Source organism: Streptomyces sp. NBC_01268, assembly GCF_036240795.1.
GTDB lineage: Bacteria > Actinomycetota > Actinomycetes > Streptomycetales > Streptomycetaceae > Streptomyces.
Genome location: NZ_CP108454.1, coordinates 5,753,747 through 5,773,723, shown reverse-complemented (window position 1 = coordinate 5,773,723; position 19,977 = coordinate 5,753,747). Strand labels below are relative to the sequence as shown.

Sequence of the window (19,977 nt, the reverse complement as noted above, 5' to 3'; positions counted from 1 at the left end):
TCAGCTCCCCCCGCTCGTCGTGGGCGCGCCGGTGCCGGCGGGCGCGGGCGGCACCGGCGGGGAGACGCGGGCGACGCCCTCGGCGGCGTCCGCCCCGCCGCGGGCCCGGACCCGTTCCCTGGCCTGCGCGCGGATCCGCCGGCTGCGCCGGCCGCGCAGGGCGGTGAGGCTCCAGATCACGATCGGCGCCAGGCTGACGGCGAGGGCGAGGACCGCCCAGGTGCGCATGGCCGCGTGGGTGTGGCCGAACCGCGCGGAGGCCACCAGGGAGGCGATGAGGACGGCCGCCCAGGCGAGGTGGATGCGGAAGGTGCGGACCCGGTCGGGGCTGGCCTCGCCGCCCTTGGGGGTGACGACGAAGCGGCCGCGGGTGCGCAGCACGGCGGAGCCGAGGGAGGCGAGGTAGATCGGCGCGGCGAGCGCGGACATCGCCATGCCGGCGAGGCCGCCGGATCCCTCGGGTTCGTGGGGCGAGACGTTGTGGCGCCGGTTCCAGAGGTAGAGGCCGACCTGGAGGGCGACGGCGTCGCTGTAGATCATCAGCCAGACCGCGGAGGAGACCTGGGTGCCGGAGGCGCCGATCCACAGGAAGAGGACGCAGCTGAGGATGCCGAGGAACCAGTTGACCGCGGTCATCGGGTAGTAGACCAGCATCAGCGTGTAGTTGAGGAGGCGGCCGGGCGGGGTGCGGAAGGGTGCCTTCCAGTACTGCCTGAGCAGCGTCTCGTACGTACCGCGGGACCAGCGCAGCTGCTGGGTGAAGAAGTCGGTCCAGGAGGCCGGCCCCTCCCCGACCGCGAGGACGTCGGGGGTGTAGACGGAACGCCAGAAGCGCCCCGTCTGCGGGTTCCTGCGTCGGTGCAGCTCGAAGCCGGTGGCCATGTCCTCCGTGATCGAGTCGCACAGGCCGCCGATCTGCCGGAGGGCGGAGATCCGCACGATGTTGTTGGTGCCGACGAACATGGGCGCGCGGTAGCGGTTGCCGGCCCGCTGGACGAGCGCGTGGAAGAGGAACTGCTGGGACTCGGCGGCCTTGGTGACGGCGGAGGTGTAGTTGCCGTAGACCTGCGGGCCGACGACGAAGGCGACGTCGGGGTCGCGGAAGTAGCCGAGCATCCGCTCCAGGAAGTCCGGCAGCGGCACGTGGTCGGTGTCGACGGAGGCGAAGAACTCGTAGGCGTCGCCGTGCACGGCGAGCCAGGCGTTGTAGTTGCCGTGCTTGGTGCGGGTCTTGTGGGCGCCCTTCCGGCGGTTCCACTCGGGCACGCCGGCCCGGGTGAAGTGGCGGACGCCGAGCTCCTCGCACAGGGCCTTGGCGTCGGCGTCGTCGCCCTCGTCGAGCAGCCACACGTCGAACGGCCCCTCGTGCCGCAGCCGGACCGCGCCCCGGAGGGTGGCGCGGACCATGGAGAGGGGTTCCTTGCCGGGCACGTACGTGGTGAGGAAGGCGACCCGGGTGCCCTTCTCCGGGTACACGGGTATCGGGTCGCGGGCGACGAGGGTGGCGTGCGCGATCGAGGTGACGTTCACCAGCATGAAGAAGCAGATGAGCCCGATCGACACGAGCATCACGGTGTCGTACGGGACCCGCCAGCGGTCGTCGCCCTCGCGGACCGTCCAGTGGCTCGGCCAGACGAGGTAGGCCAGCAGCAGCGCGGACAGCAGGGGCGCGAGCCCCATGAGGAGGACGGCTCGTACGCGGTGCGGCTCCTTCGAGAGCAGACTTCGGTACCGCACCCGGTACGAGTCCTGGTCCGGCTCCGTGAGGGGACCGGCGAGTCGGCTGTAGGTGTCGTAGTCGTAGCCTCGCGGCCGCACGGTGCCTCCAGCTGTCGTCGAACGAGTCGATAGCCCCACGAAAGGGGACATTCATCGACGTGTCGACTGGATTCGGCCGAGCGAGGGTTTCTACGGAACGTCACTCCGACGGCGCAACGCGTAGCGCAGGGCCTTCTGGGCGACGGGGCCCAGCTCGTCGAGCGCGGCCATCAGGCCGCCCAGCTGCTCGAGCGCGTCGAGGGCGGCTCCGGCCCCCTCCGGGTCGACCCCCTCGTACAGCTCCATGCCCACGAAGGAGGCGGCCACGGCCCGGGCGAGCCCGGCCGGATCGACCAGACCGTCGACCGGACCGCCGGCGAACACCCGGCGCAGCACCCCCTCGATCTCCTCGATCCACAGGTCGAGCCCGGCGGCCGTCGCGGGCGCGAGCCGCGGGTGGGTCTGCGCCCCGGCGAGCAGCTGCCCGAGCACGGCGACGTGTCCGGCCGACCGCTCCTCGGCGTGCATCTGCCGCCCGAACGCCAGGAGTTCGGAGAGGCTTCCCACCGCGCGCAGCCGCTCGCGGTGCCGGGCGACCCGCTGCTCGGCGCCCCGGCGGCAAGCGGCGGAGAGGAGTTCGTCGACCGAGCCGAAGTGGTAGAAGATCAGCGCCTGGTTGACACCGGCGGTGGCGGCGACCGCGCGCGCCGAGGTCTTGGCGATGCCCTGCTCGATCAGCGTGCGCAGCGCCCCGTCGAGCAGCCGCTCCCGGGTGTCCTCGGTGCTCACGCCCGCACCTCCTCGCGCACCGGCCGCAGCCCCGGACGCACCCCGCGCTCGCGCACCGGCGCGTACTCGGCCGCGAACGACCCGTCGTAGCCGAACAGCGGCCCGACGTACCGGTTGACGACCCGGACCCGGATGCGGAAGCGGCCGGTGCGCTCGTCGAAGGACTCCCGCACCTCGGCGTCGCCGCCGACGAGTGCGGGCACCCGCAGGTCCACCGGGCCCTCGCGGAAACGGTGTTCGCCGGAGCGGATGAGCAGCGAGCCGTCGGGCTCGGCGGACAGGCGCAGTTCGCTGGCGAGGTGCTGATGGGTGCCGAGGTAGTCGAGCACGCTGCCGCGCCCGGGGCCGAGCACCATCGTGGCGTCGAAGCGGCGCGGGCCGCCGGCCAGGGCGAAGGTCCGCACGAAGGTGACGGTCTCGCGTCCGTACGAGTCGAGGTACGGCACGTTCTCGATGGTGAAGGGGACGTCCCGCCCGGTCCGCGGCAGCAGGATGTTGCGGGTGCCGCCGAGCGCGAGGAACGGGTGGATCAGCGGCCGGGCGAGGCCCCGGCCGTGCCAGATGCGCTCCATGACGCCCCGCCCGACGCACAGTTCACCGCTGTCGAGCCCGACGGAGAAGCGCCGCCGCAGCTCGGGGTGGAGCCGTCCGAAGGCGGCCTCCCCCATGGCGGTGCGGAAGATCGAGCTCACGGCCCCTCCAGGGTGGCGAGGAGACGCGGCGCGCGGCTCCGGGACGGTGCGGCGCGCAGACAGCGGCGGGCCGCCGGGGTACGCGGGGACGGCGGTACGAGCAGGGCGGCGAGGGACCCGAGGACGGCCGCCGGCACCGCGGCGAGCGACACCGCGCCGAGTGACAGGGAGCCCGCCGTGACGGGGACGGCCACGAGGAGGATCCGGGCGGCGGTCTCGAACAGCCAGTGGGCGCGGGCCCGCTCCGGGCTCACCCCGAGCTCGCACCACAGGCGCAGCCGGTCGAAGGACCAGGCGGTGGCCCACCCCATGAGAGGCCGGAAGAGCAGCCGGTCGGCGAGGCGTCCGAACCGTCCCCAGCGCGGCCGGTAGTCGTAGCCGGTCAGGAAGCGCACGCCGTCCCGCCCGGGCACGTAACGCCAGTAGCCGCTGCCCTCGGCGAGCGGGGACAGCGGGTGCGGCGAGGAGAAGCGGAGGGCGGAGACCCGGTCGCCGCCGGCCCGGTGGCGCTCCCCCGCGGAGACACCGGTGCCGGCGACGGCCAGGAAGGGCAGCACGCGGGTGGCGTACCGGAACCGCTGCGGCTCCCCCTCGGCGCCCGGCAGGTACGCGATCTCGGTGAACCGCAGATCCCACCGCTGGTGCTGCGCCGGATCCTGGGTCCGCTCCCAGAGCGTGTCCAGGTCGGTGCGCACGCGCGCCTCGACGTAGAGCCCCATGGCCCCTCCCCGTTGTCGAGCGTCGTTTTGAGCGACCGCTCAAGGGGGACAGTAGCGAGTTTTGAGCACATGCTCAAGGCGGTTCGGGACGCGGACACGACGAAGCCCCCGGCCCTGGTCGGGATCGGGGGCTCCGTACGTGCGCGGGTGGGCGGCCTCAGGCTCCGAGATGCCGCTCGACCGTCTCGACCTTGGCGGTCAGACCGTCGGTGACACCGGGCCGGATGTCCGCCTTCAGGACGACCGAGACGCGCGGCGCCCGCGCCTCCACCGCGGCGACGGCGCGCTTCACGACGTCCATCACCTCGTCCCACTCGCCCTCGATCGACGTGAACATGGCGTCCGTGCGGTTCGGCAGGCCGGACTCGCGGACGACCCGGACGGCGTCGGCGACGTACTCGCCGACCTCCTCCCCCACACCGAGGGGAGTCACGGAGAAGGCGACGATCACGCGTTCACCACGCCCTCGCGGCGGGCGCGGGAGGCCATGACGGCGGCCTCGGCCTCGGCCTTGAGCTTGCGCTCGGCGAAGAAGCCGCCGAGCGGGAGCACGGAGAGGACGAAGTAGAGCGCGGCCGTGCCGAAGCTCCACTTGGTGCGGTTCCACGCGTCCAGCCAGAAGAGCACGTAGAGGACGAAGAGGATGCCGTGGATCGCACCCATCACCGGCACCGCGTTGAAGTCCGTCGTCCGCTTGAGCACGGAGCAGACGAGCAGCAGCAGGAACGACACGGCTTCCGGCGCCGAGACGAGCCGGAGCCGGTGCAGGGAGGAGGCGGTCTTGATGTCCACGGCAGGGGTCACCTTCGTTCGATCTTGTGAACGGATGCACAAGGGCCGTCCCATTGTGCACGGGGACTTTGCTGTCCCTTTAGGCGGGGGGCAAGTACCTTCACCCCCGTGGCAACGTTCCGACTCCAAGGCAGCAAAGTGCTCGCCGTGTCCATGACCGGCGACGCCGTGAAGGCGAAGAACGGCTCGATGGTCGCCTATGACGGCCAGATGGCGTTCAAGAAGATGTCCGGCGGCGGTGAGGGCCTGCGCGGCATGGTGACCCGCCGGCTCACCGGCGAGCAGATGGAGGTGATGGAGGTCCGCGGGCAGGGCACCTGCTGGTTCGCCGACCGCGCCTCCGAGATCAACCTCGTGCAGCTGCACGGCGACAAGCTGTACGTCGAGTCCAGCAACCTGCTCTGCGCCGACGCCGGCCTGCGCACCGGGACCACCTTCACCGGCCTGCGCGGCGGGGCGACCGGCAACGGCCTGTTCACGACGACCGTCGAGGGCACCGGCCAGGCCGCGATCATGTCCGACGGCCCCGCGGTCGTGCTCCGGGTCACCCCGCAGTACCCGCTGAACGTCGACCCCGGCGCGTACATCGCCCACCAGGGCAACCTCCAGCAGCACTTCCAGTCGGGTGTGACCTTCCGCACCTTCATGGGCGAGGGCGGCGGCGAGGCCTTCCAGATCCGCTTCGAGGGCGACGGCCTCGTCTACGTGCAGCCCAGCGAGCGCAACACGATCGGGGGCGACGTCTGATGCCCTTCCGCGAGATCAACTCCAAGATGGTCGAGGCCACGGTGATCCCGGGCCAGCGGCTCTTCAGCCAGCGCGGCGCGATGCTCGCGTACCGCGGCGACGTCACTTTCACGCCGAACATCGCCGGCGGCCAGGGCGGTCTGATGTCGATGATCGGCCGCCGGGTGGCCGGCGAGGCGACCCCCCTGATGACCGTCGAGGGCAACGGCACCGTGATGTTCGGCCACGGCGGCCACCACATCCAGGTCATCGGCCTCACCGGCGACACCCTGTACGTCGAGGCCGACCGGCTCCTCGCCTTCGACGGCACGCTGGAGCAGGGCACGATGTTCCTGGGCTCCCAGGGCGGCGTCATGGGCATGGTCCGCGGCCAGGTCTCCGGCCAGGGCCTGTTCACCACCACCCTGCGCGGCCACGGCGCGGTCGCCGTCATGGCCCACGGCGGCGTCATCGAACTCCCCATCACCCCCGGCCGCCCGGTCCACGTGGACCCGCAGGCCTACGTCGCCCACCACGGCGACGTCCGCAACAAGCTGTCCACCGCGCTGGGCTGGCGCGACATGGTCGGCCGCGGTTCGGGCGAGGCGTTCCAGCTGGAGCTGAGCGGGAGCGGCGCGGTGTACGTACAGGCCTCGGAGGAGAAGCTGTGAGCACCCTTTCGTCCGGAGGGCCCGTCGCCCTCGACCCGCACTCCCTCCCCTCCGACGACAACGTCAACGCGTACACCTTCTGCGTGGAGCTCAAGGGCTCCCAGTGGTTCCTGCAGAAGGGCAAGATGATCGCCTACTACGGGCGCATCGAGTTCAACGGCATCGGCCACGGCCGGCTCGACCGCCTGGTCCGCACCTCCTTCCACTCGCCGCTGCACGCCGGCGACTGGGTGGTGGCCGAGGGCAGCGGCAAGATGCTCCTCGCCGACCGGGCCTTCGACGTGAACTCGTTCGACCTCGACGAGGGCAACCTGACGATCCGATCGGGCAACCTGCTCGCCTACCAGCCGACGCTGGCCCTCAAGCAGTCGATCGTGCCGGGCTTCGTCACCCTCATCGGCACCGGCAAGTTCGTCGCCGCCTCCAACGGCCCGGTGGTCTTCATGGAGCCCCCGCTCCGGGTCGACCCGCAGGCCCTGGTCGGCTGGGCCGACTGCCCCTCCCCCTGCCACCATTACGACCACGGCTACATGACGGGCGTGATGGGCGGCGTCCGGGCCCTGACGGGCCTCGGCGGCACCTCGGGCGAGGAGCACCAGTTCGAGTTCGTCGGCGCGGGCACGGTGCTGCTCCAGTCGACGGAGCTGCTCATGCCGGAGCGCGCCATCGGCGAGCCGGGCGCCCAGCCGGGCGTGCCGGGCACCCACGGGGCACCCGGTTCCGGCCAGGGCCCGCTCGGCCAGGTACCGCGCCTTCCCGGACAGCTCGGAGACCTCCAGCGTCGCTTCGGCCTGTGAGCGGTAGTCTGCGGAGTGTGACGTCCTCGAACGTCTGCGCCCGTCGACCGGGGCTCGGGGGCCGGGTCCGGGTGCCCGGCGTCACACCTTCCCATTTCGTCAAGTTTTCAACTTCTTAGGTAGAATCCATATATGGAGACCGAGACGGCCACCCCCTGGCTCACCGATGCCGAGCAGTGCGCCTGGCGCACCTACCTCGACGTCAACAGGATGCTGACGTACCAGATGGAGAAGGACCTCCAGCCCTTCGGCCTGACCAACAACGACTACGAGATTCTGGTGAATCTGTCCGAGTCGGCGGACCGGCGCCTGCGGATGAGCGATCTGGCCGCGGCGACGCTCCAGTCCAAGAGCCGGCTCTCGCACCAGATCACCCGGATGGAGAACGCCGGGCTGGTGCGCCGCGAGAACTGCGAGTCGGACCGGCGCGGCCTGTACGCGGTGCTCACCGACCACGGCATGGAGACCATGCGCAAGGTCGCGCCGCACCACGTGGAGTCCGTGCGCAAGCACTTCATCGACCTGCTGAGCTCCGCGGCGCTGACCGACCTCCACGAGTCGCTCAAGCCCGTCGCCGAGCAGCTGCGCGGGCGGAGGGGCAAGCCGTAGGACCGCGTACGCGGACGGGAAGGGCCCGGCACCTGGTGACAGGTGCCGGGCCCTTCCGGTGGCTCAGGGGCGTGCTCAGTGCCCCGTCAGGCTCGCGATGAGCTCGTCGGAGGCCGCGTAGGGGTCGAGCTCGCCGGCCGCGATGCGCTCGGCGAGGGCGTCCAGGCGCCGGTCGCCGTGCAGGTCGCCGATCCGCTCGCGCAGCGCCGTGATGGTGATGGTCTCGACCTCGCGGGCCGCGCGGGCCCGGCGGCGCTCGGCCAGGACGCCGTGCTCCTCCATCCAGGCGCGGTGCTTCTCCAGCGCCTCCACGACCTCGTCGATGCCCTCGCCCCGCGCGGCGACCGTCTTGACGATCGGCGGGCGCCAGTCACCGGCCGCGCGGGCCTCGCCCAGGCCCAGCATGTGGTTGAGCTCGCGGGCGGTGGCGTCGGCGCCGTCCCGGTCGGCCTTGTTGACCACGTAGACGTCGCCGATCTCCAGGATGCCCGCCTTGGCGGCCTGGATGCCGTCGCCCATGCCCGGGGCGAGCAGCACCACGGAGGTGTCGGCCTGGGAGGCGATCTCCACCTCCGACTGGCCGACGCCGACGGTCTCCACGAGGATCACGTCGCAGCCGGCCGCGTCCAGGACCCGGATGGCCTGCGGGGCGGACCAGGCGAGGCCGCCCAGGTGCCCGCGGGTGGCCATGGAGCGGATGTAGACGCCCGGGTCGGAGGCGTGTTCCGACATCCGCACCCGGTCGCCGAGGAGCGCGCCGCCGCTGAACGGCGAGGAGGGGTCGACGGCGAGGACGCCGACCCGCCTGCCCGCCCGGCGGTACGCGCTGACCAGCGCCGAGGTCGAGGTCGACTTGCCGACGCCGGGCGAGCCGGTGAGGCCCACCACGTACGCGTTGCCGGTGAGCGGCGCGAGCGCCGCCATGACCTCGCGCAGCTGCGGGGACGCCCCCTCCACGAGCGAGATCAGCCGGGCCACGGCACGCGGCCGGCCCTCCCGTGCCTGGGCGACCAGAGCGGGGACGTCCACCATCAGCGGTGCTCCTTGCGTGGGTGACTTACTTGCCGGAAACGCCGGGGACGCGCACGATCAGGGCGTCGCCCTGGCCGCCGCCGCCGCACAGCGCGGCCGCGCCGACGCCGCCGCCGCGGCGCTTGAGCTCCAGGGCCAGGTGCAGCACCACGCGGGCGCCGGACATGCCGATGGGGTGGCCGAGCGCGATGGCGCCGCCGTTGACGTTCACCTTTTCCGGGGTAACGCCGAGGTCCTTCATTGACTGGTGGGCGACCGCGGCGAAGGCCTCGTTGATCTCGATGAGGTCCAGGTCGGCGACCTCCAGGCCCTCCTTCTTCAGGGCGTGCAGGATCGCGTTGGACGGCTGCGACTGGAGCGAGTTGTCCGGGCCGGCCACGTTGCCGTGGGCGCCGATCTCGGCGATCCACTCCAGGCCCAGCTCCTCGGCCTTGGCCTTGCTCATGACGACCACGGCGGCGGCGCCGTCGGAGATCTGCGAGGAGGTGCCGGCGGTGATGGTGCCGTCCTTGGCGAAGGCGGGGCGCAGCTTGCCGAGGGACTCGGCGGTGGTCTCGGCGCGGATGCCCTCGTCCTGGGAGAAGACGACCGGCTCGCCCTTGCGCTGCGGGATCTCGACCGGGGTGATCTCGGCCTCGAAGACGCCGTTCTTCTGGGCGGCGGCGGCGCGCTGGTGCGAGAGGGCGGCGATCTCGTCCTGGACGTCGCGCGGGATGCCCAGACGGGTGTTGTGCTTCTCGGTCGACTCGCCCATGGCGATGTTCTCGAAGGCGTCGGTCAGACCGTCGTACGCCATGGCGTCGAGCATCTCGATGGCGCCGTACTTGTAGCCCTCGCGCGACTTGGGCAGCAGGTGCGGGGCGTTGGTCATGGACTCCTGGCCGCCGGCGACGACGATGTCGAACTCGCCCGCGCGGATCAGCTGGTCGGCGAGCGCGATGGCGTCGAGACCGGAGAGACACACCTTGTTGATGGTGAGGGCCGGGACGTTCATCGGGATGCCGGCCTTGACGGCGGCCTGGCGGGCGGGGATCTGGCCGGCGCCCGCCTGGAGCACCTGGCCCATGATCACGTACTGCACCTGGTCGCCGCCGATGCCGGCGCGGTCGAGGGCGGCCTTGATCGCGAAGCCGCCGAGGTCGGCGCCCGAGAAGGACTTGAGCGAGCCGAGCAGGCGACCCATGGGCGTGCGGGCGCCCGCGACGATCACTGAGGTGGTACCGGTCGTTCCAGACATGAGGCACAGCCCCTTGAGATGAGGAGTGAACGAGGGTTTACCGCCAATGTACTGAGCGGTGCCGCGCCGGGTCACCGGCCTGCCGGTGTGATCGCGCGCACGTTGCGTAACCATCCGGTCGGCGCTGCACTGGAGGAATGCTGACGCGAATCGACCACATCGGAATCGCCTGCCGGAACCTCGACGAGACCGTCGCGTTCTACCGGGCCACCTACGGTTTCGAGGTCTTCCACGAAGAGGTCAACGAGGAGCAGGGCGTCCGCGAGGCCATGCTCAAGATCAACGAGACCTCGGACGGCGGGGCCTCCTACCTCCAGCTCCTGGAGCCGACCCGGGAGGACTCGGCGGTGGGCAAGTGGCTCGCCAAGAACGGCGAGGGCGTGCACCACATCGCCTTCGGGACCGCGGACGTGGACGCGGACGCCGCGGACATCCGCTCCAAGGGCGTCCGGGTGCTCTACGACGAGCCGCGGATCGGTTCCATGGGCTCCCGCATCACCTTCCTCCACCCCAAGGACTGCCACGGCGTGCTGACGGAACTGGTCACCTCGGCGAAGCCCTCGGCTGACCACTCCTCAGCGGAGCACTGACCTCCGGATTCCCGGCCCGGTAGAGTGGGCGACTCCGGGCCGGGGCCGGTCGGAGCCGTGCGCGCACGGGTCCGAAGTCGGGATGTCGGGGTCGTCCGATCTGCCACGATTCCCCGGGGGTCCGCCCTCGTCCGTGAGGGCGTGATCGCTGGAGTTGCGACCAGGGTTGGGGTCTCCCCTGCTCGAAGAGCTCGGGGAAGGATGGACCGCGCAGTGCGGGGCTACGAACGCCAGGAGAGCCAGCGAGCTGAAGACGACCATCTCTCGCGGTTCGAAGCCGAGATGGAACGGCTGAAGACCGAGCGGGAGAAGGCCGTCCAGCACGCCGAGGACCTCGGCTACCAGGTCGAGGTGTTGCGCGCCAAGCTGCACGAGGCGCGCCGCACCATCGCGTCCAGGCCCGCTTACGACAGCGCGGACATCGGCTATCAGGCCGAGCAGATGCTGCGCAACGCGCAGGCGCAGGCCGAGCAGCTGCGCCAGGACGCCGAGCGGGAGCTGCGCGAGGCGCGCGCCCAGACCCAGCGCATCCTCCAGGAGCACGCGGAGCAGCAGGCCCGGCTCCAGTCGGAGCTGCACACGGAGGCGGTCACCCGCCGCCAGCAGCTCGACCAGGAGCTGAACGAGCGCCGTCAGACCGTCGAGTCGCACGTCAACGAGAACGTGGCGTGGGCCGAGCAGCTGCGGGCCCGTACGGAGTCGCAGGCCCGCCGGCTGATGGAGGAGTCCCGCGCCGAGGCCGAGCAGTCGCTGGCCGCCGCGCGCGCCGAGGCGGCCCGGGTCGCCGAGGAGACCCGTCGCCGGATCGGTTCCGAGGCCGAGTCGGCCCGTGCCGAGGCGGAAGCGATCCTGCTGCGCGCCCGCAAGGACGCCGAGCGGATGCTCGGCGCCGCCTCCAGCCAGGCGCAGGAGGCCACCAGCCACGCCGAGCAGCTGCGCTCGGCCACCACCGCGGAGACGGACCAGGCGCGCCGTGAGGCCGCCGAGCTGTCCAGGGCCGCGGAGCAGCGCGTCCAGGCGGCCGAGGAGAGGCTGCGCGAGGCCCGTACGGAGGCCGAGCGGGCGCTCACCGAGGCCAAGGACTCCGCGGCGAAGCAGATCGCCTCGGCCGAGTCGGTCAACGAGCAGCGCACCCGGACCGCGAAGGCGGAGATCGCGCGCCTGGTCGGCGAGGCCACCAAGGAGGCCGAGGCCCTCAAGGAGCAGGCCGCGGAGAAGCTGCGCGAGGCGACCGCGGAGGCCGAGAAGCTGGTCTCGGAGGCCTCGGAGAAGGCCCGTACGGTCGCCGCGGAGGACTCCGCCGCCGCGCTCGCCAAGGCCGCGCGGACCGCCGAGGAGGTCCTGACCAAGGCGTCGGAGAACGCCCAGGAGACCACCCGCAAGGCGGCCGAGGAGGCCGAGCGGATCCGCCGTGAGGCCGAGACGGAGGCGGACCGGCTGCGGTCCACCGCCGAGGAGCAGGCCGACGAGCTGCTGGGCTCGGCGAAGGACGACACCAAGGAGTACCGCGCCAAGACGGTCGAGCTGCAGGAGGAGGCGCGCCGGCTGCGCGGCGAGGCCGAGCAGCTGCGGGCCGAGGCCATCGCCGAGGGTGAGCGGATCCGCGGCGAGGCCCGGCGCGAGGCCGTCGGCCAGATCGAGGAGGCCGCGAAGACCGCCGAGGCGCTGCTGACCAAGGCGCGGACGGACGCGGACGAGCAGCGGACGAGCGCGGGCGCGGAGAGCGAGCGGGTCCGCGGCGAGGCCATGGAGCGGGCGCAGACCCTGCGCACCCAGGCCGAGGAGACGCTGGAGCGCACCCGCGCCGAGGCCGAGCGGATGCGGGCCGAGGCGGAGGAGCAGGCCGAGGCGGTCAAGGAGGCGGCGGAGGAGATCGCCGTCGCCCTGCGCGACGAGGCAGAGCGGGCCGCCGCGGCGCGGCAGGCGGATGCGGCCGCCGAGCTGACCCGGCTGCACACCGAGGCGGAGACGAAGCTGTCGGCCGCCGGTGAGGAGCTGACCGGCGCGCGGGCCGAGGGCGAGCGGATCCGGCGGGAGGCCGCCGAGGAGGCCGACCGGCTGCGTACGGAGGCCGCCGAGCGGGTCCGTACGCTCCAGGCGCAGGCCGAGCAGGAGGCCGAGCGGCTGCGTACGGAGGCCTCGCAGGACGCGTCGACGGCGCGTTCCGAGGCGGAGTCCGCCGCCACGACGCTGCGCGAGGAGGCCCGGGCCGAGGCCGAGCGGCTGAAGTCCGAGGCGCAGGAGACCGCCGACCGGGTGCGGGCGGAGGCCGCGTCCGCCGCGGAGCGGGTCGCCGCCGAGGCCGCGGAGGCGCTGTCCGCCGCGCAGGAGGAGGCCAACCGGCGCCGCCGGGAGGCCGAGGAGACGCTGGACTCGGCGCGTACCGAGGCCGACCGGGAGCGCGAGCTCGCCCGGGAGCGGAGCGAGGACCTGCTGGCCTCCGCCCGTACGCGGGTGGAGGAGGCCCAGACCGAGGCGCACCGGCTGGTCGAGGAGGCCGACGCCCGCGCCACGGAGATGGTGTCCGCGGCCGAGCAGACCGCACAGGACGTGCGGGACTCGGTCTCCGGTCTGCGCGAGGCGGCCGAGGAGGAGATCGCGGGTCTGCGCAGCGCCGCCGAGCACGCGGCGGAGCGCACCCGTACCGAGGCGCAGGAGGAGGCGGACCGGGTCCGCTCCGACGCGTACGAGGAGCGGGAGCGGGCCGCCGAGGACGCGAACCGCGTCCGTGGGCGCGCGCAGGAGGAGTCCGAGGCGGCGAAGGCGCTGGCCGAGCGGACGGTGACGGACGCGCTCGCGGAGGCGGAGAAGCTGCGGGCGGACACCGCGGAGTACGCGCAGCGGGTACGGACCGAGGCGACCGACGCGCTGGCGTCGGCCGAGCAGGACGCGGCCCGCACCCGTGCGGACGCCCGCGACGACGCGAACCGGATCCGTTCGGAGGCGGCCGCCCAGTCGGAGACGGTGGTCGGCGAGGCCCGTGCGCAGGCCGAGCGGATCACCACGGAGGCCGAGCAGGTCCTGGACGAGGCCCGGCAGGCCGCCGACAAGCGGCGTTCCGACGCGGCCGAGCAGGCCGACACCCTCGTCGGCGAGGCGACGGCCGAGGCCGAGCGGATCACCACGGAGGCCGAGCAGGTCCTGGACGAGGCCCGGCAGGCCGCCGACAAGCGGCGTTCCGACGCGGCCGAGCAGGCCGACGCCCTCGTCGGCGAGGCGACGGCGGAGGCCGAGCGGATCACCACCGAGGCCGCCGAGCTCCTGGAGCTCACCGAGCAGGACGCGGCCCGGCTCCGTACCGAGGCCGAGCAGGTCAAGGTGGACGGCGAGGCGCACGCGCAGGCGCTGCGGACGGCCGCGCTGGAGGACGCCGACCGGATCCTGGACGAGGCCCGGCAGGCGGCCGACAAGCGGCGTTCCGACGCGGCCGAGCAGGCCGACGCCCTGATCGCCGAGGCGACGGCCGAGGCCGAGCGGATCACCACCGAGGCCGCCGAGCTCCTGGAGCTCACCGAGCAGGAAGCGGCCCGGCTCCGTACCGAGGCCGAGCAGGTCAAGGCCGACGGAGAGGCGGAGGCGGAGGCGCTGCGCGCCGCGGCCCGCGCCGACGGCGAGCAGGTCCTGGACGAGGCCCGGCAGGCCGCCGACAAGCGGCGCGCCGACGCGGCCGAGCAGGCCGACACCCTCGTCGGCGAGGCGACGGCCGAGGCCGAGCGGATCCGCGTCGAGTCGGAGCGGGTCAAGGCGGACGCCGAGGCGGCGGCCGAGGAGATGCGCTCCGAGGCGCGCGCCGAGGCCGACCGGACGCTCGACGAGGCCCGTGAGGCCGGCGCGAAGAAGCGCGCGGACGCGGCCGAGCAGGCCGACCAGCTGATGGCGAAGGCCCAGGAGGAGGCGCTGCGCGCCACCACCGAGGCGGAGACGCAGGCCGACACGATGGTCGGCGCGGCCCGCAAGGAGGCCGAGCGGATCGCCGCCGAGGCGACCATCGAGGGCAACTCGCTGGTGGAGAAGGCCCGCACCGACGCGGACGAGCTGCTGATCGGGGCGCGCAGCGACGCCACGGCCATAAGGGACCGCGCGGAGGAGCTGCGTGCCCGGGTCGAGAGCGAGATCGAGGAGCTGCACGAGCGGGCGCGGCACGAGACGTCCGAGCAGATGAAGACGGCCGGCGAGCGCGTGGACAAGCTGGTGAAGGCGGCGACCGAGCAGCGGGCCGAGGCCGAGGAGAAGGCCAAGGAGATGCTCTCCGACGCGAGTTCCGAGGCGAGCAAGGTGCGCATCGCCGCGGTGAAGCGGGCGGAGGCGCTCCTCAAGGAGGCCGAGCAGAAGAAGGCGTCGCTCGTCGCGGAGGCGGAGAAGATCAAGGCGGAGGCGGAGCGGGAGGCCGAGCAGACCGTCGAGGAGGGCAAGCGCGAGCTGGAGGTGCTGGTGCGCCGGCGCGAGAGCATCAATGCCGAGATCTCCCGTGTCCAGGACGTCCTCGAAGCGTTGGAGTCTTTCGAGGCTCCGGGCGGTGGGGCGAAGTCCTCCGGTGCCCAGACGGTCAAGGCGGGCGCGTCGACGGGGTCCACTCGTTCGAGTGGCAAGTCTTCGGAGAGCTAGCCACTCAAAAGGCTGGACATTCTCCAGATCAAACGGGCATACGCTCGATGACACGCCGCTTCGGCCCCTAGGATTCCCTCTAACACCTCACCGGTCTCTTTCGACAGGAACCTCATGAGCGACACATCCTCCCCCTTCGGCTTCGAGCTCGTGCGGCGTGGTTACGACCGCGGTCAGGTGGACGACCGCATTACCAAGCTCGTCGCCGACCGTGACAGCGCCCTGTCTCGCATCACCTCTCTGGAAAAGCGCATCGAGGAACTCCACCTCGAAACGCAGAACGCCCAGGCCCAGGTCAGCGACGCCGAGCCGTCGTACGCCGGTCTCGGCGCCCGCGTCGAGAAGATCCTCCGGCTGGCCGAGGAGGAGGCGAAGGACCTGCGTGAGGAGGCCCGTCGCGCCGCCGAGCAGCACCGCGAGCTGGCCGAGTCGGCCGCCCAGCAGGTGCGCAACGACGCGGAGTCCTTCGCGGCCGAGCGCAAGTCGAAGGCCGAGGACGAGGGCGTCCGGATCGTCGAGAAGGCGCAGGGCGAGGCCAACTCGCTGCGCTCCGAGGCGCAGAAGGACGCGCAGTCGAAGCGCGAGGAGGCGGACGCCCTCTTCGAGGAGACCCGCGCCAAGGCCGCCCAGGCCGCCGCGGACTTCGAGACGAACCTGGCCAAGCGCCGCGAGCAGTCGGAGCGGGACCTGGCCGCGCGTCAGGCGAAGGCCGAGAAGCGTCTGGCCGAGATCGAGCACCGGGCGGAGCAGCTGCGCCTGGAGGCCGAGAAGCTGCGCACGGACGCGGAGCGCCGGGCCCGTCAGACGGTGGAGACCGCGCAGCGCCAGGCCGAGGACATCGTGGCCGACGCGAACGCCAAGGCCGACCGGATCCGCAGCGAATCGGAGCGCGAGCTGGCGGCGCTGACGAACCGCCGCGACTCCATCAACGCGCAGCTGACCAACGTCCGCGAGATGCTGGCCACGCTGACCGGTGCCGCGGTGGCCGCGGCCAGCTCCCCGATCGACGACGAGCGGACCGCGGGCGTGCCCGCCCAGCAGACCCGCTAGTCGGCGGCGGCCCGCGGGCCGTCAGGAGTTCCCGAAAACCCCCTGTCATTCCGGTGGCGGGGGGTTTCGCGTGCCCGTAGGTTGGTACGCATGATCGAGCTGCAGGGCCTCACCAAGCGGTACGGGTCGAAGGTCGCGGTCGACCGTCTCAGCTTCACCGTGCGGCCCGGCGTGGTCACCGGCTTCCTGGGGCCGAACGGGGCGGGCAAGTCGACCACGATGCGGATGATGTTGGATCTGGACAACCCGACGAGCGGGACGGTCCGGATCGACGGCAAGCACTACCGGGAGCTCCAGGAGCCCCTGAAGTACATCGGGGCGCTCCTCGACGCCAAGGCGATGCACGGCGGCCGCTCGGCGTACAACAACCTGCTGTGCCTGGCCCAGGCGAACCGCATCCCGCAGCAGCGGGTCGACGAGGTGCTCGATCTGGTCGGCCTGACGGCGGTCGCGCGGAAGAAGTCGAAGGGTTTCTCGCTCGGCATGGGCCAACGGCTGGGAATCGCCTCGGCGTTGCTCGGGGATCCCGAGATCCTGATGTTCGACGAACCCGTCAATGGTCTGGACCCCGAGGGAATTCACTGGATCCGCAATCTGATGAAGGCACTGGCCGCGGAGGGCCGGACGATCTTCGTTTCCAGCCACCTCATGAGTGAAATGGCGCTGACGGCGGATCATCTCATCGTCATCGGGCAGGGAAAGCTGCTGGCCGACACCTCGATGGCGGATTTCATCCAGCAGAATTCCAGGAGTTACGTCCGGCTGCGCTCCCCGCAGCAGGAACGCCTGCGGGATCTGCTGCACGCCAACGGTTTCGTCGCCGTCGAGGCGGGCGGCGGGACGCTGGAGGTCGACGGGACGACGACCGAGAAGCTGGGCGAGCTCGCGGCCTCCCACCAGATCGTGCTGCACGAGCTGAGCTCCCAGCGGGCCTCGCTCGAAGAGGCGTTCATGCAGATGACGGCCGGCGCGGTGGAGTACCACGCGCACGGGACGGACGTACACGGTGGCGGGGGCGTGCCCCACGCCCCGGTCGACGGGCCCCGCTGGGGCGAGAGCTTCGAGGGAGCCTGATCGATGGCAGCGGCATCCGCGGTCCTCCAGTCGGAATGGACCAAGATCCGGACGGTTTCGTCGACGGTGTGGACGCTGGCGTGCGCCCTCCTGGTGACGGTGGCGATGAGCGCGGCGCTGTGCGCGCTGATGAGCTCCCAGTACGCCAAGCTGTCCGACGTCGAGCGCGCGACCTTCGACCCCACCTTCCTCAGCTTCTCCGGAATGGTGCTCGGGCAGCTGGCGATGGTGGTCTTCGGTGTCCTGGTGGTCGGCACCGAGTACTCCTCGGGCATGATCCGCACCTCGCTGGCGGCCGTTCCGCAGCGCGCCGCCTTCCTCTTCTCGAAGATCGTCGTGGCCGGCGGCCTCGCCCTGCTGGTGGGCCTCGCGACCAGCTTCCTGTCCTTCTTCCTCGGCCAGGCGCTGCTCGGCGACCACCGCACGACGCTGGGCGCGGACAACGTGCTGCGGGCGGTGGTCGGCGGCGGCCTCTACATGGGCCTGATCGCGATCTTCTCGATGGGCGTGGCGACGATGCTGCGCTCCTCGATGCTGTCGCTGGGCATCCTGGTGCCGTTCTTCTTCCTGATCTCCCAGATCCTGTCGGCGGTGCCGAAGGCCAAGGAGGTCGCCCGTTACTTCCCCGACCAGGCCGGCTCCAAGATCATGCAGGTCGTGCCCGACGCGATGGGCTCGGACAAGGCGCCGTACGGCCCGTGGGGCGGCCTCGGGATCATGCTGATCTGGGTGGCGGCGTCGCTGCTCGGCGGCTACCTGGTGCTGAAGAACCGGGACGCGTAGCGCGTCCGGTCCTTACGGGAACGTCACGGTTCCGCTTCGTCGGAACCGTCAACGGCTGGTTAAGCTCCTAGCTCATACGGGGGGCTCCGGCCACCGGCCATCACGCCCCGACGACGACCTGACCTGTCGATGGGGCTGGAGAATGATCGAGGCAGTCGGCCTGACGAAGCGCTACGGCGCCAAGACGGCCGTGTACAACCTTTCCTTCCAGGTGAGGCCCGGCCATGTCACCGGCTTCCTGGGCCCCAACGGCTCGGGCAAGTCCACGACCATGCGCATGATCCTCGGCCTGGACACGCCGTCCGCCGGCCACGTGACGATCGGCGGCCACCCCTTCCGGCAGCTGCCGAACGCTCCCCGGCAGGTCGGCGCGCTGCTCGACGCGAAGGCCGTGCACGGCGGCCGCAGCGCCCGCAACCACCTCCTGTCGCTCGCCCAGCTCGCCGGGATCCCTGCGCGGCGGGTCGACGAGGTGCTCGGGGTCGTGGGCCTCCAGGACGTCGCGCGGCGCCGCTCCAAGGGCTTCTCGCTGGGCATGGGGCAGCGGCTCGGCATCGCGGCGGCGCTCCTCGGCGACCCGCAGGTGCTGCTCTTCGACGAGCCGGTCAACGGCCTGGACCCCGAGGGCATCCTCTGGGTGCGCAACCTGATGAAGAAGCTGGCCGCCGAGGGGCGGACGGTCTTCGTCTCCAGCCACCTCATGAGCGAGATGGCGCTGACCGCCGACCACCTGATCGTGATCGGCCGGGGGCAGCTGCTCGCCGACATGAGCGTGACGGACTTCATCTCGGCGAACTCCGCCGACTTCGCCCGGGTCCGCACCCCGGAGACCGAGCCGCAGCAGCGGGAGAAGCTGACGGCGGTGCTCACCGAGGCCGGCGGCCGGGTGATGTCGGAGCCGGACGGCGCGCTGCGGGTGACCGGGCTCCAGCTGCCCCGGATCAGCGACCTGGCGCACGGCGCGGACGTGCGCCTGTGGGAGCTCTCCCCGCACCAGGCCTCGCTGGAGGAGGCGTACATGCGGATGACGCAGGGCGCCGTCGACTACCGCTCGACCGACGACCGGCTGGCCCACCTCCAGGCGCCGCAGCAGCAGCCGTACGGGCAGCCGCAGCAGCCGGAGGGGTACGTGGTCCCCGAGGTGCCGCAGCAGGGCTGGTACGCCCCGCCGCCGCCCGGACAGAACCCGTACGCCACCCCGCAGAACCCCCAGCAGGGCCAGAACCCCGAGGACGCCCGATGACGACCCCGTACGCCTACGTCTCCCCCATCCCGGTCCGCAGGGCGCACCTCGGCGACGCGCTGGCCTCCGAGTGGACGAAGATCCGCTCGGTGCGCTCCACGATGTGGACGCTGGGGGTCATGGTGCTGCTGATGCTGGCCATCGGCCTGGGTGTCGCGGCCATCGCCGCGGGGGCGGACGCCCCGATGGGTGAGGAGTCCGCGCTCGGCTTCGGCTTCTTCGGGATGCTGCCGGCCTCGATCTGCGTGATCACGCTCGGCGTCCTGACCATCGCCTCCGAGTACGGCACGGGCATGATCCGTACGACCCTCACGGCCTGCCCGAGCCGGGCCCGGGTGCTCACGGCGAAGGCGATCGTCTTCTTCCTGCTGGTCTTCACGGTCACCACCGTGGTGGCGGCCCTCGTGGCGGCCGCGCAGGTCGCCATCGTGGACTCGGCGGCGACGCCGACCACGGGCGAGTGGCTGCGGGCGACGGTCGGGGCGGGCGGCTACCTCGCCATGCTCGGTCTGCTGTCGCTGGCGGTGGGCACGCTCATCCGGCACTCGGCCGGCGCGATCACGGTGATGATCGGCCTGCTGCTGCTTCCGCTGGTGGCGGCCCTGTTCATGTTCTCCGAGGCGCTGAAGTCGGTGCAGGAGTTCCTGTTCACCTACTCGATCCCCTCGCAGATGATCGCGCTGTACAGCGACGCCGCCCCCCTGGGGGAGAACGGCCCGGCGGGCTGGGAGCCGCTGCTGATCATGACGGGCGTCGCGGCGGTGGTGCTCGGCGGCTCGTTCGCCCTGCTGAACAGCAAGGACGTGTAGG

19 protein-coding genes are annotated in these 19,977 nt (G+C 72.0%); 11 read left to right on the top strand and 8 right to left on the bottom strand.

Annotated elements, in window-relative coordinates; genetic code table 11:
• The 6 genes from OG309_RS26210 to OG309_RS26185 all read right to left on the bottom strand — a co-directional run bounded on the left by OG309_RS26210 (nt 1) and on the right by OG309_RS26185 (nt 4,750).
• The gene (locus OG309_RS26210) at nt 1-1,818 is read right to left on the bottom strand and encodes a glycosyltransferase family 2 protein (RefSeq protein ID WP_329424300.1); all 1,818 of its coding nucleotides are present in this window, start codon (nt 1,816-1,818) and stop codon (nt 1-3) included.
• A 90-nt stretch (nt 1,819-1,908) separates the two neighbouring features.
• Nucleotides 1,909-2,547 carry a TetR/AcrR family transcriptional regulator gene (locus OG309_RS26205; RefSeq protein ID WP_329424297.1) on the bottom strand — a complete coding sequence of 213 codons (639 nt, stop codon included), beginning with the start codon at nt 2,545-2,547 and terminating at the stop codon, nt 1,909-1,911.
• Nucleotides 2,544-3,239 (bottom strand): DUF4166 domain-containing protein, encoded by a 696-nt coding sequence (locus tag OG309_RS26200; protein WP_329424296.1) that lies wholly within the window; start codon nt 3,237-3,239, stop codon nt 2,544-2,546. Before OG309_RS26200 ends, OG309_RS26205 begins: the two co-directional genes overlap by 4 nt.
• Complete coding sequence (locus tag OG309_RS26195) at nt 3,236-3,958, bottom strand: hypothetical protein (protein WP_329424294.1); 723 nt, start codon at nt 3,956-3,958, stop codon at nt 3,236-3,238. Before OG309_RS26195 ends, OG309_RS26200 begins: the two co-directional genes overlap by 4 nt.
• Before the next feature lie 157 nt (nt 3,959-4,115).
• Nucleotides 4,116-4,409: an MTH1187 family thiamine-binding protein gene (locus OG309_RS26190; RefSeq protein ID WP_043219759.1), complete on the bottom strand. Its 294-nt coding sequence runs from the start codon at nt 4,407-4,409 to the stop codon at nt 4,116-4,118.
• Nucleotides 4,406-4,750, bottom strand: coding sequence for a DUF3817 domain-containing protein (locus OG309_RS26185; RefSeq protein WP_329424288.1), 345 nt, complete (start codon nt 4,748-4,750; stop codon nt 4,406-4,408). Before OG309_RS26185 ends, OG309_RS26190 begins: the two co-directional genes overlap by 4 nt.
• A gap of 108 nt (nt 4,751-4,858) precedes the next feature.
• Here OG309_RS26185 and OG309_RS26180 point away from each other — a divergent pair, with 108 nt between their 5' ends.
• From OG309_RS26180 to OG309_RS26165, 4 genes are all read left to right on the top strand, one after another.
• On the top strand, nt 4,859-5,497 hold the full coding sequence (locus tag OG309_RS26180) for an AIM24 family protein (RefSeq protein ID WP_329424286.1): 639 nt from the start codon (nt 4,859-4,861) through the stop codon (nt 5,495-5,497).
• Nucleotides 5,497-6,147, top strand: a complete 651-nt coding sequence (locus OG309_RS26175) for an AIM24 family protein (RefSeq protein WP_329424283.1) — start codon at nt 5,497-5,499, stop codon at nt 6,145-6,147. The genes OG309_RS26180 and OG309_RS26175 overlap by 1 nt, the downstream gene beginning before the upstream one ends.
• Complete coding sequence (locus tag OG309_RS26170) at nt 6,144-6,944, top strand: AIM24 family protein (protein WP_329424281.1); 801 nt, start codon at nt 6,144-6,146, stop codon at nt 6,942-6,944. The genes OG309_RS26175 and OG309_RS26170 overlap by 4 nt, the downstream gene beginning before the upstream one ends.
• Nucleotides 6,945-7,076: 132 nt before the next feature.
• On the top strand, nt 7,077-7,553 hold the full coding sequence (locus OG309_RS26165; RefSeq protein ID WP_132913351.1) for a MarR family winged helix-turn-helix transcriptional regulator: 477 nt from the start codon (nt 7,077-7,079) through the stop codon (nt 7,551-7,553).
• Between the two features lie 75 nt (nt 7,554-7,628).
• On the opposite strand, the gene meaB is transcribed toward OG309_RS26165, so the two are convergent.
• Together meaB and OG309_RS26155 are read right to left on the bottom strand one after the other, a co-directional pair.
• Nucleotides 7,629-8,585: a methylmalonyl Co-A mutase-associated GTPase MeaB gene (gene meaB, locus OG309_RS26160; protein WP_329424277.1), complete on the bottom strand. Its 957-nt coding sequence runs from the start codon at nt 8,583-8,585 to the stop codon at nt 7,629-7,631.
• Nucleotides 8,586-8,610: 25 nt separating this feature from the next.
• Nucleotides 8,611-9,822 carry an acetyl-CoA C-acetyltransferase gene (locus OG309_RS26155; RefSeq protein WP_329424275.1) on the bottom strand — a complete coding sequence of 404 codons (1,212 nt, stop codon included), beginning with the start codon at nt 9,820-9,822 and terminating at the stop codon, nt 8,611-8,613.
• A gap of 137 nt (nt 9,823-9,959) precedes the next feature.
• Here OG309_RS26155 and mce point away from each other — a divergent pair, with 137 nt between their 5' ends.
• The 7 genes from mce (at nt 9,960) to OG309_RS26120 (ending at nt 19,976) form a co-directional block, all read left to right on the top strand.
• Nucleotides 9,960-10,412, top strand: a complete 453-nt coding sequence (mce, locus tag OG309_RS26150) for a methylmalonyl-CoA epimerase (protein ID WP_329424273.1) — start codon at nt 9,960-9,962, stop codon at nt 10,410-10,412.
• Nucleotides 10,413-10,625: 213 nt separating this feature from the next.
• A complete protein-coding gene (gene scy, locus OG309_RS26145) occupies nt 10,626-15,017 on the top strand; it encodes a polarized growth protein Scy (RefSeq protein WP_329428544.1) in 4,392 nt (1,463 codons plus the stop codon).
• Nucleotides 15,018-15,131: 114 nt separating this feature from the next.
• Nucleotides 15,132-16,067: a cellulose-binding protein gene (locus OG309_RS26140; protein WP_329424271.1), complete on the top strand. Its 936-nt coding sequence runs from the start codon at nt 15,132-15,134 to the stop codon at nt 16,065-16,067.
• Between the two features lie 90 nt (nt 16,068-16,157).
• The gene (locus OG309_RS26135; protein ID WP_329424269.1) at nt 16,158-17,141 is read left to right on the top strand and encodes an ABC transporter ATP-binding protein; all 984 of its coding nucleotides are present in this window, start codon (nt 16,158-16,160) and stop codon (nt 17,139-17,141) included.
• A 3-nt stretch (nt 17,142-17,144) separates the two neighbouring features.
• Nucleotides 17,145-17,924, top strand: a complete 780-nt coding sequence (locus tag OG309_RS26130; RefSeq protein ID WP_329424268.1) for an ABC transporter permease — start codon at nt 17,145-17,147, stop codon at nt 17,922-17,924.
• A 142-nt stretch (nt 17,925-18,066) separates the two neighbouring features.
• Complete coding sequence (locus OG309_RS26125) at nt 18,067-19,167, top strand: ABC transporter ATP-binding protein (protein ID WP_329424266.1); 1,101 nt, start codon at nt 18,067-18,069, stop codon at nt 19,165-19,167.
• Nucleotides 19,164-19,976 (top strand): ABC transporter permease, encoded by an 813-nt coding sequence (locus OG309_RS26120; RefSeq protein WP_329424265.1) that lies wholly within the window; start codon nt 19,164-19,166, stop codon nt 19,974-19,976. The genes OG309_RS26125 and OG309_RS26120 overlap by 4 nt, the downstream gene beginning before the upstream one ends.
• Nucleotide 19,977: the final 1 nt, after the last annotated feature.